Origin of the sequence: Xenorhabdus aichiensis, from assembly GCF_028598775.1 — a bacterium.
In the GTDB taxonomy this organism is placed as follows: Bacteria; Pseudomonadota; Gammaproteobacteria; order Enterobacterales; family Enterobacteriaceae; genus Xenorhabdus; species Xenorhabdus bovienii.
On the sequence record NZ_JAQRFO010000016.1, the window covers coordinates 63,257 to 79,628 of the forward strand.

Sequence of the window (16,372 nt, forward strand, 5' to 3'; positions counted from 1 at the left end):
AATTGAAAGATGCTAAGAACGGTCAGGTATATGACCGTTCTTAGCATGGGGTGATTTAATTAAGATAGGTTTTTGATAACGTCGCTGAGATTAGATTTAACTAATAATAGACTGTCTATTATCGTTTTATCGTCACTGCTGTTTTTGCAACAGGCAACCAATTTTTCCAATTTTTCGCTGATTATAGAAAATGCATGATCACATTCAGTTGAAACTTCTGGCTTAGAAATTTTTAAAAATTTTCTCAATAAAAGCATCTGCTGATACCAACGAGAAAAAATCTCTTCTAAGTCAAAATTCGAGCTACTTGCTATCAGCCCGGGGTTTTCAATGAGCTTATCTAACGCCGTTAATCCTACGTAGTAAGATAAGTGACTTTCATCACCTTCTATTACCTGCTCTGTTTGGAAATCAGTTACCAGTCGATTTAAAGTCTGTTCTTCCAGATCATTATCTTTATGGAATTTTCCATCACAGGTCACTGTAATGACCATGAAGGATCGAGACTTGTTATAAACTTCATGTGACTGCATGAAGTCGAGCCCTTTAAACCCTATGACGGTTTTTTCAAATTCCTGCTCCGTGATTTCACCAAAATATTGAAAACTGCCATCGTATATCTGATATCCAGACGGTGTCTTTCCAACGAGCACGAAAGCATGCGGGATAATGTCATCGTCACCCAATTCAATATTCTCGAACAAAGGTCTCTTGATGTATTCTGATTCCGGTAAGCCATATGACGGTGAAAAGGGTAAGTAATAATCGCTACCAGTTACAATCACTAAACGACCCAGCGCTAGCTCACTTTCGCAATAGTGGCGATACGCCTCAAAATCGTCGAAAAACTGTTTATCGTAAGAGAAGGAATAGCATCCTTGCAGCGAAGGCCAACCTAACAGGGTGCCGTAGTTGACAGGCTTGCTAACGATTTTAGTTTCATTTTCGAACTGTTGTATCGCGATACCGAGCAGCGGGCTTCCGTCTACAACCTGCATGATGGCATCATCAGAGGTCAGGCCATGTTCATGTTTCAGCTTTTCCCGGACAGCCGAATAGAGGCAACTGGCAGAGCCAGGGTACATTTCAGGCGAAAAATGTTCATTGAACTGCCAGCCCTTATGCGTCGTTTCATCGTCACTCTGTAACGATGCACTGATCTGAGCCAGCGTTTGCCCCGATAGCAACATGCTCATGTTGATCGGCAGGTTGACAGATTTTGCCTTAGCAATCACTTGTACCGCTGAAAGTGACGAGCCGCCGATAGAAATAAAATCATCATCCTCTTTAATGGTGTCTACCCCAAGGATAAGTTTCCAAATCGCACTTAACTCATCAATCACGCTACGCTTTGCCTTTGGATGTTGGTTGCCGCCTGCTTTAGACTGGCTAACCTGCTCTTCGGGCTTATCGGCTTGATATCCAAGATTTTTATTACCTGAGAATAGCGCCTGTAACCTTTTAATATCCGTCGGATATTTTGTGCCCCGTAGGGGGGTTGGCGGGAGATGAACTAAACTGGGTTGCAAATCTGCCATTTCGGCATGCCAGTTTACATCAATTTTAAGCAGAGCCATTTTCCCTAATTTTTGTACCAGTTCACTGTGTTTGTTGATTTCTTCATTTTTGCGATCGAAACAGGAAATGCAGATATGATTAGCATGATAGTCTGAGTGGTTTTCAGCCAAGGTAGAAAGTCCATGCCCAGGGCCAACCTCGATAAACAAACAATTGCCTTCTTTTAGCACTTCAGTAATCGATTCCCTGAAGCGGACAGGCTGGCGAATATGGTTCACCCAATAGTCATATTCGACCACGTTGTCTGCCTCTGCCCATTTGCCCGTCACGTTTGAAATGAAAGCAATTTGCGGTTTGTTAAAGGCTATTTCTCTGATAATGCCGGCATAATCGCCTAAGACAGGTTCCATATAGCGGGTATGGAAGGCTTTATTGACTCTCAGGCGTTTTGTCTTGATCGACTTCGCTTCACAATCGCTTTCAAAACTCGATATATCACTATCAGAACCCGCGACGACACAGAGATCACTGCTGTTATCCAGAGCAATTTCAAGGCTGCCTGTCAGTATTTCTTTAACACTCTCTGAAGAAGACATGACAGAAAGCATGACCGCATCGTCTGTGGATTGCATGAGTTTGCCACGCGCACAGATCATTTTGATGGCGTCTTCGAAAGAGAACACTTCTGCCAGAGCGGCTGCAACGTATTCACCCAGGCTATGGCCTATCATTGCGTCCGGTGTAACACCGTAGGATTTGAGTACCTGTGCCAGCGCATACTCGATAATAAAGAGTAATGGTTGAGCAAACTCGGTATTGTACAGGTTGCGATCTTCATCCCGGCTATGAAACAGAGATTTCAAATCGATTGAGCAGTATTTATCAGCAAGGGTAAATCCTTTATCGCACCATTCCTTGAACAACCCATTGCTGTGGTATAGCTCATGCCCCATCGTGACGTATTGTGCCCCTTGTCCCGGGAACAAAAATACGACTTTTCTTTTCGTCGTACCGAGTTTCACCTTAACGTTATCTTTCTCGCTTGAAGATAACGCCTTGATCAATGCGTCATAGTCACATACAGAAGCCACAAACTGAGATGCCATAGGCTCTCTTTGCATCAGACTGTAAGCGATATCACTCACACTCATTTGCTGTTGGTTGTTCTCGACAAAAGTTTTTAGTTGTTGCTTGTAACATTGCAAGGATTTGTCATCGGGAGCCGATAGCACGATGGGCAGTCGGTTATCGACCTTTTTATTGAATGACTTATCTTTGTTGATTTGGGCTTCTTCAAGCACAACGTGAACATTCGTGCCGCCAATCCCAAAGGAGCTAACACCTGCCCGGATCGGGTTTCTCGTGGCGTTGAGTTCAGTATATTGATTGTTGACGATAAACGGGCTGTTTGCGACATCAATTTCTTTATTAGGCCGGGCATAATGTAGCGTAGGGGGTAAAATTCTGTTTTTGACGGCCAATGTGGCTTTAATCAGGCCTGCGATCCCCGCCGCGGAATTGAGGTGCCCAATGTTCGACTTCACACTGCCGATTCTGCAATAGTTCTTTTTGTCTGTCGAAAAAGCCTGTTTCAGGGCGTTAAACTCGATGGGATCACCTAACGTTGTTCCCGTACCATGTGCTTCGACAAAATTAATGCTTTCTGCCATAACATTCGCGTCACGTAGTGCGGATTGAATGACTTCGACCTGCCCCTTGGTGCTCGGTGCGGTATAACCCACTTTCATTCCGCCATCGTTATTAATCGCCGTTCCGATTATCGTGGCGTAAATGTTGTCGTTGTCGGCTAACGCCTGTTTTAAAGGTTTCAGGACTACGATACCGACGCCATCACCAAATACCGTGCCACTGGCCTGAATATCAAAGGCGCGACATTTTCCATCTTTTGAATGAATCATGCCCTCTTCAAAGACATACCCTGCCTTGATTGGCAAAGTGATAGAAACACCGCCAGCTAACGCAATATCGCATTCACCTGCGCGCAATGACTTAACCGCTTCATTGACCGCCACCAGCGAGGATGAGCATGCCGTTGAAAGCACCATGCTGGGCCCAGTGAGATTCAGTTTATATGACACGATGGTTGACATATAATCTTTGTCCGCGACGGTCATCGCGCTGTATTGACCCGCACTCCCTTCCGCTGTAGCCATCGCTTGTGCCAACCATTGCAAATTTCCTGATGCTGAGGCATACAGTCCAATTTTTGCGCGGTTGTCTTTCGTTGCTATCCTGGCATCCTGCAATGCTTGCCAGCAACAAGTATGTAAAGCTCTGACTTGTGGGTCCATCTGGCGGGCTTCATAAGGGGTATAGCCAAAGAATTCAGCATCAAATTCACCTGCATTTGGGAAGACACCTTTAGCACGGATATAGTTAGGATTTTCCAGCAAGCCTGAATCAATCCCTTCCTCACTTAATTCTTCCTTACTGAAAGTGGTGACTGACTCCTTGCCAAACGTCAGATTCTCCCAAAACTCATGAATGTTCTCTGCACCCGGAAAAGTGCCGGCTAAACCTACGATAGCAATTTGTCTGTCAATCGGGGTACTGGACTGGTCAAGTTGTGCTGACTCGTCTCGGTGCTGATTTAAGGTGTCTGAATGTTCTGCCTGCTCGCCAGTATCATGGGTGATCCCATACTGGTTCACGATAAAGTCAGCAAGCAATTCAGAGGTCGGATAGCTAAACATATCGACAACTGAAAAATCCATATCCAGAGCATCTGTCAGTCGCTTGTTGACCTGAACCATATCCAGGGAGTTTGCACCCAGCTCAAAGAAGTTATCGTCACGGCTAATATTTGTGACCTTTAAAAAGTCCTGCCAAACAGAGACGATGGTACCGACTATTTGCTCTTTTGAGACGACGGCTCTTTGAGAATGATTAAATTCATTGAGTTTGAACGGTTTTAAATGCCCGCCAACCCATTGCTCAAATCGTTTATCTAAATCCCCTGTAGAAATAATAAGCTGGCCTCTCAGAGGAGACTGTAAAGCACACTCCAGGATTTTCAGACCTTCATCAGGCTCGATTAAAAGCTGGTCAAGAGATGAACCGATTGGATCTCCTGAGTCATTGCGTTCGAACACCCACCCGTCCCAGTTGACGCTGATCCAAGGCTTGCCCTGACTATTTTGTTGCTTTGCAAAAGTGTCGGCAAACGAACTGACCGAGCTATAGGCTGAGAAGCTCAATCCTCCGAGTACTGAGGCAATTGAGGAGCAGAGTAGACAAAAATCTAAGGGTTTGTTTTCTGTCAGTTCAGCTAAAATCTTATAAGCCTCAACTTTAGTCTCAATCTGAGGGGTGCAATCTTCTAGCGTTAGTTTGTTGATCCCTTGGAAAGAGTTGCCACGGGTCACCCCGGCTGCACAGATAATGCCGTGCAAACAACCATACTGTTCTTCAATCGCCTCTAATAAAACCTGCATTTCATGCTTATCACTCACATTTGAAGAATAGTAGGCCACCTCCCCTTTACCTAGCTCTGAGAGTTCATCAAGGCGTTGCAGAATTTCCGCTTCTGGATGATCGATAGAGACTAAGTGCTTCCATTCATGTTTACCCGGAAGTGCCCGTCGACCAGATAATATAACCTTCGCACCGTATTCCTTAATCAGATATTCCGCAAACAGTAAACCTAAATCACCCAGTCCACCGGTGATCAGATACACGCCTTCATTTTTGAGCAGCGTGTTCTCTTTTAATAAACCGGCTTTCAGTTTGTGATATGCCAGCGTCGAGCGACCCGTTTGCGTTCTATTGACAATAAAACGCTCATCAGTCGCTAACAGCTCTTCAGTGAGTATTTCACATTGTTTTTCAATGGATTCTAAAGGAGAGATTTGGACTAGCCGAGGGTGGCATTTGCTGACTTCTTGCGTGATGACCTTAACAAGCCCATTGAGCATAGTATGTTCAGGTTGTCTCGTGTTTGCCAGCAATAAGCGGAAATCCGTCATACTTCCTGACGTTGTCCAAGATTGTATGAGTGTGATAACAGAAAACCACGATGTTTCTAGATCACTCTGTCCAGACAGAGGCCAGGCAAATATAATTGAATCAGGCAAAAGTGCGTTTTGCTTCAATTCATCAATCAGTTTGCCGAAATGTCTCTTATCTCCCGGAACAAGCGTGATGACATTCTCAGCAGATGTATAAGCATCGGCGGGTAGCACAAATTTTATTGATTTTTCGTCTAGTTTCAGACTCTTGCACAGCGGTTGACACCACGTTTTATCGGGAACAAAACACAATGCGACTCTGATATCCGACCGGGTCGCTTCATCCGGCAAGGAAATATCTTCCCATGCTTCCGTATATAGCCACTCCGAGATTTGATTCTTTTGGATTTTCGTTTCTGACGCTTTTTCACTACCCTTTGCAGCTAAAACGGAGGCACCCATCGCCATGCTTTCACCAACGAATTGATATCCGGGTAAGCTGATCCGTTTCGGATGGGTGTTTTGATAGAGTAATGGCCAATTAACGGAACTGCCTCTCATCCAAAGTTGCCCAACCAATTTCAGCAAATAATTTCTATCATTTTCCGCTTCCAAAGGATGTCGCATCACATTGAATGTCGAGATATTGGCATCGCTTGCCGCAATCTGTTTGACAAACGTTGATAACGTTCTTCCCGGGCCGACTTCTAAAAATACATTGAGCCCCGGCTTTTCCAGACAGGTCATGATGCCTGCGTGAAACTCGACGACCTGACACAAGTGTTCAACCCAATAATCCACTGAGTTTGCCTGGCTTGGCGTAATCCACTGGCCCGTTACGTTAGAGATATAGGCTTTAGTCGGTTTCTGCCAATTGACCTCAGCCAAAGCGGCTTTGAATTTTTTCACCCCAGGCTTCATCATTGGGGTATGGAATGCATGGGACGTCTTCAAAAGTCGAGTACGGAAGTTTTTGTCAACTAAACGCTGTTGCACCTTCTCAATATCAGCTTGTGAACCTGCTATGACACAGGAACTCGGTGAATTCACGGTCGCTAACGCCACTTTATCCGTCAAAAACGGTTCAATATCATCTCTACCCGCAGCAACACTTAGCATCACGCCAGGCTCACATTCCTGCATGATAATGCCGCGGGTAGCAACAAGCTTAAGCGCCTCATCTAATGTCATGACGCCGGCCATTGTCGCCGCCACATATTCACCGATGCTGTGGCCAATCATTGCCTTAGCTTCGATCCCCAATAATTCAAGAGTCTTGGCTAATGAATAGGAAATGGCGAAAATAACGGGTTGGGTAATCTGCGTATTCTGGAGTTTTTCAGAATCCTCTTCACTGTCCCCAGCATAAAGTAACCCAATGAGATCGATACTAAATTGACTGCTCAGTCGTTCGTGACATTCATCAAGGAGGGTCTTAAAGATCTCTAGCTCTTGGTATAAATCTTTTGCCATATTGACATATTGAGAACCTTGACCGGGGAACATGAATACGATACCCGATGTTTGATCTGGCAGCGCTTCCGGGAATGTGTTCGAATCTTTGAGGCTATGCAGCGCATCTTTTAGGGCTTCGACATCCTCTACGACAAGTGAAGTTCGGTAGTCATAGTCACCTCTGCCAACCTGAAGTGTGTAGGCAATATCACTCAGAGAATACGAGTGCTGCTCTTCGTCTAAGAAGTCGCCTAGTCTCGCCATGGTCTTAACCAAACCTTCGCGGCTCTTACTCGACAATGTAATCAGTTCAGCTTGACACTGACTGCTGGCGGGTTGCTCTTCAATTGACTGCACCGTGATGTGAACATTTGTTCCACCGATACCAAACGAGCTAACGCCCGCTGTTCTGACACGGCCATTGCTTACCCAATCGCTGGCAACATCGATTAAGCGAAAGCGCGTGTTTTCGAGAGACGCATGTTTGTTTTCGGTGCTATGACACAATGGCGGTATCTTTTGATGTTTCAACGCGAGCAGTGTTTTAATAAAACTCGCGACACCCGATGCCGTATTCGTATGACCAATATTGGATTTCACGCTGCCGATAAAACAATCTCTGGCATTGATTTCCGTGACACCTAAGGCGTCTTTGATGCCTTCCAGCTCAACTTCATCGCCAACCCGTGTTGCTGTACCGTGTGCCTCCAGGTATTCAACGTCACTCGCCTGAATTGCTGCCATTTTTAGTGATTGTTTAACACAGGCCGCCTGGCCGTCTGCGTTAGGTGCTGTGAATCCAGCTTTTTCATGGCCATCATTATTGACGCCATAACCCGCAATGACGCCATAGATATGATCATTATCTCTAATTGCATCATCCAGCCTTTTTAACGCGACCATGCCGATACCATCGCTGAAAACGGTTCCACTGGCATCTTGGGTGAAGGGTCGGCAATGGCCGTCTGCACTATTCACCATGCCCTTAGCATAGGTATAACCACTTTTTATCGGTGTCACGACAGAAACACCGCCAGCCAAGGCTAAATCACATTGATTTATCTGTAAACTTTGACAGGCAAGAGTGATGGCAAGTGCCGAACTCGAACAAGCACTTTGAACCGTGACAGCCGGCCCCGTGAGATTTAACTTATAGGCGATTCTCGTGGTGAGGAATTCGCGATCATTTAATAGTGCAACGCCAAATTGCTCGGTGGTGTCCTGTATCTCTTCTTTTAGTAAATCTAACCATGCATGATTTGAACCTGAAGAGGCAAACAGGCCGGTAACCGGGCGATATTTTGGGTTTCCGTATCCGGCATCATCCAGCACTTGCCATGTCACTTCATGGAGCAAGCGAAACTGAGGATCCATATATTGTGACTCACGGGCAGTATAGCCGAACGCTGTCGGATCAAAACTCAGTGAATCTGCAACAATTCCCTTTGCCTTAATATAGTTTTTCGCCTTTAACGTGTGAGCAGAGATTCCGGCATCAATCAATTCATCGTCAGTAAAAAAGGAAATACCTTCTTTACCCTGTAGCAGGTTATTCCAATATTCTTGTATATTTTTACTTCCCGGAAAGCGCCCACTCATACCGACTACCGCGATGGCATGCTCTGGATAATCTTGATAAGTCCTGTTTTTGTTATTCAGTACCTTGCGCTTTTTAGTCACTTTCGATTTTTTTAGCTGCCTTTCCGACTTATTACCGATCATACCGAGTAATTTTTCAGTCATCTTCTGGCAATTGGTGTAACGATAAAAATCGCTGATAGATAAATCTACCGAATAAGTGTTATTAATTTTTTCGTGTAATTGGATAATATCTAATGAACTTGCGCCAATATCGAAAAAGTTATCAGTTTGTGAGATATTTTGATTGGAGAAATATTCCTGAAAAATATTTAATAAATTCTGCGGTAAATCTTCAATATCAATTTCATTTTCAACCAACACACTGTCACTTTCTACTTCTGAATGTAAAACGTCTGTGGTTTCAGCGGCTATTGCAGGTTTAAACTCAATTCTATTGGGGAGTTCTTCGTATGCTAAATCCTCGACCGAAACCGTTTCAGTGCGCATTGGAAACTCTTGCAAAACAACGTGCGCATTGGTTCCTCCGACGCCAAATGCACTGACACCGGCGCATATCAGCTCGTTATCACTGCTGTGCCAAGGTTTAGTCTCTGTGTTGACATAAAATGGCGTGTTTTCCAGTTCTAATTTTGGATTCGCCTTTTCAAAATGAATCGAAGGCACCAAGGTTTTAAAGTAAACGCAAAGCGCTGATTTTATCAGTGATAAAATCCCTGCCGCCGCATCACAGTGACCCACATTCGATTTTACAGAGCCGATAGCACAAGATTGGATATCTTTAAAGACCGCGTTAAGTGCGGAAATTTCAATGGGATCGCCAAGTAAAGTTCCCGTGCCGTGTGCTTCGATATAACTTATTTGATCAGGCGTAATCTCAGCAAAATCGAGTGCGGATCGAATAACATTTTGTTGCCCTAAAACGCTCGGTGCAGTAAAGCTTATTTTATCACTACCATCGTTGTTGACAGCACTGCCTTTAATAACGGCGTAAATTTTGTCGTTATCTTCAATGGCATCACTCAGCCTTTTAAGCACGACAACACCCACACCATTGCTGAAGACGGTGCCGCATGCATTGGCATCGAATACTCTTGTTTTACCATCCGGGCTATTAATCATGCCCTCTTGGTACAAATAACCACTTTTATGGGGATGGGTTATGCTGACACCACCAGCTAATGCAACATCACATTCACCCGCTTGAAGTGCCTGGCATGCTGTATGTACCGCAACTAAAGAGGTAGAACACGCCGTTTGGATCGTTATAGACGGTCCACGTAAATTAAGCAGATAGGAAATCCGAGTACAAAAAGAAAGATCATTTAGCGTTGCAACGTGAAACTGCTCTGCTGAGGAATTAAATTCCGTGTTTAATGCTTTAAACCATGACCACTGACTACTTGCTCCAGCATACACGCCAATTTGCCCGGGGTAAGTCTCAGTATCAATATTTGCGTGCTTTAGCGCTTGCCAACAGCTCTCTATCATTAAACGGATTTGTGGATCTGTTTTCTTGGCGTCAGAATGATTTATACCGAAATAATCTGCGGCAAAATGAAATGGCTTATTAATGACGCCCTTAGCTGGAATGTAATTTTTATTTAAATAATATTCTTCTGATACGCCATTGTTTTTTAGTATTTCATTAGTGAATCTGCTAACACCCTCTTTTCCATCTCGGAGCATTTCCCAATAGTCACGAATATTGTCAGCACCAGGAAACTGACCTGCCATTCCAATGATGGCAACCTCAAGCCCAGTAAAATTATTTCCCATATTTAACCTTTAATTATAGTCAGTAAGTAGCGAAATATTAAAATTAATAATCCCTATAGCGTAATTACCAAGTGCCTTGTATTTTACAGTGAAGTTTATGGTGAGTAGGCCATGGGAACCTTCCCCATAGCCTCTTACAGAACGGTACATGAATCTCTCAGTATCCGCGCTGTTCTCTTATTTCTATGCAACGATAGAGTCTTTGCGGAAAAATTTTCTCAAAGCATGTTGTGATATGAGTATTTGTTGAATTTGGTTGGTTCCTTCGATAATTTCTAATACTTTTGCTTCGCGATATAATCTTTCAACCGGGAAGCGATTAGATATTCCATTTCCGCCAAGAACCTGAACCGCGTTATTTGCAACCAACATCGCAACCGATGAGCTATAATATTTCGCTATGTTAATTTCCATAAGCGAATTATGATCACCTTGATTCCTCAGATAACCAATTTTTTCGCAAGCCGATTTGGCTGCATAAAATGCCGTTGTTGAGTCCGCGATCAGTCCTTGAATTAATTGATGCTGGCCAATTTTTTTGCCAAATTGCTCTCTTTTTCGGGCATAAGTAACCATTTCTTCCAGCGCCGCATGCGCGATAGCCACACCAGCCCAGGCAATGCTATAGCGGCCATAAAACAGTGCAGCGTTCGCTACGAAGCTAAATCCCGTGCCCTCACGGCCAATCAAACTGTCCTTTGGCACTTCTACGTTATCAAAATGCAGCTCGGACAAATGAGCTCCCCGGCTTGCCATCAAACCACGCATTGGCTTACGCGTTAGTCCTTGAGTTCCCATCTCAACGATAAAAGCACTGACTTTTTCATCGTGCTTCGCAAATACCAGGAATAAATCAGCAACGCCTGAATAGGTGATCCATTTTTTATGGCCATTAATGACAAACCCATTTTCAGTTGGTTCGTACATGGTGCTAATTGCATTGGCATCTGTGCCCGCTTCTGGCTCCGATAAAGCAAAACAAGCGATTTTTTCACCTTTTGCCATTGCGGGTAAGTATTTCTCTTTTTGCTCTTGTGTCCCCAGTTTTACCAGCGTTTCGCCGACCAGACTGGTGTGAACAGTCAATAGAGCACGAGTCGAGTTACATCCTTTCCCTATCTCTTCTGTTAAATAACCATAAGAGAGAGGATCTATTCCTTGTCCACCGTATTCTTTAGGGAGGATAGAACCGAGCAAACCCAGATCGGCCATCTCACGCATGATTTCCCGCGGTACTTCGCCTTGCTCGTCAAATAAACCTGCTGATGGTCGCAGTACTTCATCTGAAAATTTCTTGGCTATTCCGACTAAAGGGTGAATATCATATTCCATATCGTAAATCTCATCCTCTTACTTTATTAACTAATTCCAGCATTTTATTTATAGAAACAAAATTTTCCCGTTCTATATATTCATCTGGAATTGAGATGGAAAATTTATCTTCAATAAAACAAAGTAAACGCATGGAAAAAAGCGAGTTTACCAAACCATTTTCAAATATATTCGTGTCATCTAACAATTCAATGTCATCATCAAACACTGTCATATTATTTTCAATAAATTCACGAATTTCTTTAGATATTACGTCTGAATCTTTCATTGTTATCTCCAATTACTTTATAATGACATCAACATAGTGTGGTAAATCAGGAACTTGCTCCAGATCATTATAAAATATAATAGTATCGTCAGGATGCTTCTCTATTTCTTTAAATCCTGAAAATTGGTAAGTGACAAACATCTGGCGGTTGCGCGGAGTCCGTTTAAACTCAGCATGCAATTTACGGCCGCGTTCTTTCGCCTGTTGCATAATAAAAGTTAACGCGATACTACCCACCCCTCGCGAAAGTGTTCTACAAGACATCAACAGGAGTTTGATATAGTCGGTATTATCTTTATAGTGGACTAAAGCCAAACCTATTTTCCCATAAGAACCATATTTATCGACCAATTCAAACACGAAAAGCGCATATTCTTCCGAGTTCATGAGTTGACTCAATTGCTCGCGGCTATAGGTTATACCGGTAGAATTAAGTTGATTCGTACGCTGAGTGAGTTCCTCTGCTCTGAGCAGATCTTCGGGCTCGGCTTTGGAAATATAGAATTTCATATCAAGTTGGCTGAGAAATTCTTCAGAAGCACCGACAAATGTCTCTTCTTCTTCTTTACGGAGTATATCGTCTTGATAACGTTGCCTTCTTAATTTGGCATCGTCTGATACCTCCATATTAGCAATACGCGGTAAACTTAATATTGATTCGTATTCTAAAGCGTCAATGCAGGTAACTTCAGGGAACTTTGAATTAACCTCATCTCTTTCTAAAATCTGATCATCAACGAAAATAAATGTATCGGCGGAAATATTCAGATTCTTCTGAATTTTTTCAATTGATGAAGATTTAGGGCCCCAGTTAATTTGAGGGTAAACGAAATACTGTTCTAAATTGAATTTTTTCAACATATCTAGTGCGTCGCTGGCATCATTCCTACTCGCAATAGATTGTAAAATTCCCATTTTATCTAATTGGTCGATTAACTGTTCTATCCCATTTTTTAACTTCAGATCATCTTGTTCTGATAGGATACCCGTCCATATTGTATTATCTAAATCCCAGATGACACATTTGACTGGCTTTTTATTGAGTTCTATTTTTTCTATTAAATCGTCCATAAATAACTCGCAGTTCTAATTTTTGTAATTGAAGAAACCTTTACCGTTTTTTCTGCCGAGATTGCCGGCTTCAACCATTTTCTTTAAAAGAGGGCAGCAGCGATATTTTGGATCTTGGTAGCTTTCATAAAGTACATGTAATGAATTAACGACGGTGTCTAGCCCGATCAAATCTGCGGTTTCCAGTGGCCCCATTGAATGACCATAGCCATCTTTAAAAATTCGATCAATGTCTTGGGGAGTCGCTACACCATCCTGCACGAGAAAAGCCGCTTCATTCATGAATAAATGAGATAGCCGGTTGGAGACAAACCCAGGGAAATCCTCAACCACCACAGCATTCTTTTTGAGGCTAGCTAAAAACTGTTTTGCAGAATCGAGTGTCTGTTCAGATGTGTGGAAGCCTTTGATGACTTCTACACATTTCTTTATCAGCACTGGGTTCATGAAATGCAAACCAATAACTTGTTGAGGAAATGGAAGACTTGCAGCGATTTTAGTAATTGATATACAGCTAGTGTTCGCTGCCACATAAGTTTTTGCGTTTAAATAAGGGGTTAATTTTTCATAAACGCTCTGCTTAGCAGACCAGTCCTCTTTAACATTCTCGATGACCCAATCACTGCCTTCTATCTCTTCATAGCACTGAGTAATACGAATTCGTTCCTTTAGCTTTGAGATGTCAACAGATTTTAATGTGGGTTCGAGCATACGGTATAAACGGAATTCACTGGAAATGCGCGATGCAATGTTTTCTAATACATGAGGATCTTTATCTATCAGTAATACATCATGATCATAGGCTGCGCATACCATCGCAGTATCTAATCCCATCACGCCTGCACCAATAATTGATATTTTCAATTTATATCTCCTTTTAAAATTATTTAAATCAGGATTTAGAAAAAATTAAATTATTAAGTATCCTAACTGCTTCTTCCAATACTCATTCGAGTCTGACAACTTCAGTCAAGCCATAGATAAATGACGAAAATACCTCTTTTCCCATCACGTCACGCGACTACGGGGAGGAGCACCAATGGCTAAGTTTTTTGATTGGGGAAAAAGTAAGTATTTTAATCGCTATATTAACGGTTTTAGTTCGCTTGTTAATACCGGAGTCATTAGGGCAACGAAGCAGAATGTACATCAGATGAAGGATGGAATGGATGAAGCCTCTTAATGCGTGTAAAAGAAAGTGGAGTACTTTCTTCACTATCAAAACAGTCGTAATCGCTAGATCAATGAACAGATTTTGTTCTGTCGCTTTACATTAGAGAACGAGATTGTTGACGTTCGAACCCACACTCAATCCTTTTTCTGGATGTCTGTTCAATCTCCAAACTTTTCCTCTAAAAACGCTACCGCCCTTAAGTAAGGGCCTTAATACCTGATCTAGCTCCATGCTGTACTTGCTTTTGTTAGTTCTAACGGCCTATAAAAATGCATGTAAAATCATAAACAAGTTAATAATTATCGCGACTATAAGCTACATCACGTTAATAATAATGCGATTTTTATCACGCTAATTTTACAAAAACAACTTTAATATCAATATGTTTTATGATTTGCGTATTAGGTAAAAAAATGGTCACCGATTACTAAAGATGTGTTGACATTTAAACCCATCCCGATAGGTATTATTAATAAATATTAAGGTCTATGTTTTTATAATGGCGATGAATTAATGAACAAGAAGACAACAACACAATGGCTCATTTCTGATGAACTGTGGCAAAAAATGGAACCCTTACTACCCGTGCCTAAAACTCACCATCCCTTAGGGTGTCATCGCCATCGAGTGGATAACTGGGCAGCCATGAATGCCATCTTTTATGTGTTACGAACGGAATGTCCGTGGAATGCTCTGAATGCGACAGGTATCTGTTCTTCGAGTAGTGCTCATCGTCGTTTTCAGGAATGGCTGGCGACGGGAGTATTTGAGCGCTTCTGGCAAAACGGACTGCTTACCCGTGAAAAAATCGGTGATATTGATTTGACAAAACTGGGTCTGGATAACTACCTCCCCAAAACGCTCCCTGCGAGGTCGAAAAAATAGAAAATTGCCAGATAAAGTCTAAACCGTTTCCAGCGCCCTACTGCCTGGGATATGGTCATAACCGTAACGTAACTACGGGTTACTAATGCCATCTTTCCCTTCTTCGCGGTAAAGCACTCTCTTCATAGCTCTTTAAATAATAAAAAAACCACCTGTACAGCAGGTGGAATCCAGATAACCGCGATATGTATTTCGTAGCTGTCATATTCTTGATCTATACTATCGTCCCTTTTTTAACAAACAAAAACACCATGGAACGCTTTCTCGAAAACATAATGTATGCCTCTCGCTGGCTACTTGCCCCCGTTTATTTTGGTTTGTCACTGGCACTGCTTGCCCTTGCCGTTAAGTTCTTTCAGGAAATTATTCATATCCTGCCGCATATCTTTTCCATTGCTGAATCCGACCTGATCCTGACACTACTTTCTCTGATTGATATGGCGTTGGTTGGTGGGCTGCTGGTGATGGTCATGTTTTCTGGTTATGAAAACTTTGTTTCAACTCTGGATATCTACGAACACAAGGAGAAATTGAGCTGGCTGGGGAAAATGGATGCCACTTCTCTCAAAAATAAAGTAGCGGCCTCAATTGTTGCTATCTCATCCATTCACTTGCTGCGTATCTTTATGGATGCCAAAAATATTCCAGACAATAAACTGATGTGGTATGTCATTATCCATCTGACTTTTGTGATGTCCGCATTTGTGATGGGCTATCTTGATAAGCTTACCCGCCACAAGCACTAAACGCCCCTTCAATCAGATACCTCATTTCATTCCTCTGATGCCAGTTGATCACAGTCAACTGGCATAAAGATGATTCATCTCTTCTGCGAACTCACGTCCATGGCCTCTTTCTGTAGCGTCTCCATAAACCTGTCCACCACCATTTCGACCACATCACTTCGGGTTGTCTCAAGTCGATTGGCCAGCCCGTCAATTTTTCGAATGACGGACATCCTCAAGGAGAGAGAAACAGGCTTCTTCTTCTCCTTATCAAGGAAAACATGGCTGATAGCTTCTTCAGCCTTGAGACTATTATTTTGGATGAGCAACTCTTCAATTCTGCGTACATCCTTTTTAGTCAGTGTGCCTTTATCGACCAATTGATAGGTATTCCCTATTTTGCTGAACCGGATATCAGCACAATAGAGATCGCGTAGTTCCCTCAATGCGCGGGTCAGTGTCGGTTCTGAACAATTCAGCTCTCGAATCATTCTCACTTTGCTAACGGGTTTCTCATGCGAGAGTAATAAGATCAACCTGAAATTTCTAAATTGCTTGGGGCTAAGTAACATCGTTTAAATTACCAAGTCAGGGATAA

General features: G+C 42.8%; 8 protein-coding genes and 1 pseudogene. 2 read left to right on the forward strand and 7 right to left on the reverse strand.

Annotated features, from left to right (window positions below):
- Positions 1 to 59 precede the first annotated feature (59 nt).
- From PSI22_RS09320 to PSI22_RS21470, 6 genes are all read right to left on the reverse strand, one after another.
- Positions 60 to 10,319, reverse strand: coding sequence for a type I polyketide synthase (locus PSI22_RS09320; protein ID WP_273579501.1), 10,260 nt, complete (start codon positions 10,317 to 10,319; stop codon positions 60 to 62).
- Positions 10,320 to 10,502: 183 nt separating this feature from the next.
- Complete coding sequence (locus tag PSI22_RS09325; protein WP_038197609.1) at positions 10,503 to 11,651, reverse strand: acyl-CoA dehydrogenase family protein; 1,149 nt, start codon at positions 11,649 to 11,651, stop codon at positions 10,503 to 10,505.
- Between the two features lie 10 nt (positions 11,652 to 11,661).
- Complete coding sequence (locus PSI22_RS09330; protein ID WP_038186223.1) at positions 11,662 to 11,919, reverse strand: acyl carrier protein; 258 nt, start codon at positions 11,917 to 11,919, stop codon at positions 11,662 to 11,664.
- Between the two features lie 12 nt (positions 11,920 to 11,931).
- A complete protein-coding gene (locus tag PSI22_RS09335) occupies positions 11,932 to 12,990 on the reverse strand; it encodes an HAD-IIIC family phosphatase (RefSeq protein ID WP_273579502.1) in 1,059 nt (352 codons plus the stop codon).
- Positions 12,991 to 13,005: 15 nt separating this feature from the next.
- Positions 13,006 to 13,854 carry a 3-hydroxyacyl-CoA dehydrogenase family protein gene (locus PSI22_RS09340; protein ID WP_273579503.1) on the reverse strand — a complete coding sequence of 283 codons (849 nt, stop codon included), beginning with the start codon at positions 13,852 to 13,854 and terminating at the stop codon, positions 13,006 to 13,008.
- A 157-nt stretch (positions 13,855 to 14,011) separates the two neighbouring features.
- On the reverse strand, positions 14,012 to 14,206 hold the full coding sequence (locus PSI22_RS21470) for a transposase (RefSeq protein WP_370689016.1): 195 nt from the start codon (positions 14,204 to 14,206) through the stop codon (positions 14,012 to 14,014).
- Between the two features lie 471 nt (positions 14,207 to 14,677).
- Here PSI22_RS21470 and PSI22_RS09350 point away from each other — a divergent pair.
- Positions 14,678 to 15,046 (forward strand): annotated as a pseudogene (locus PSI22_RS09350) (transposase); the annotation flags it as partial.
- A 254-nt stretch (positions 15,047 to 15,300) separates the two neighbouring features.
- A complete protein-coding gene (locus PSI22_RS09355) occupies positions 15,301 to 15,795 on the forward strand; it encodes a TIGR00645 family protein (RefSeq protein ID WP_012988267.1) in 495 nt (164 codons plus the stop codon).
- Between the two features lie 74 nt (positions 15,796 to 15,869).
- Here PSI22_RS09355 and PSI22_RS09360 read toward each other — a convergent pair whose 3' ends face one another.
- On the reverse strand, positions 15,870 to 16,346 hold the full coding sequence (locus PSI22_RS09360) for a tellurium resistance protein TerW (RefSeq protein ID WP_273579505.1): 477 nt from the start codon (positions 16,344 to 16,346) through the stop codon (positions 15,870 to 15,872).
- Positions 16,347 to 16,372: the final 26 nt, after the last annotated feature.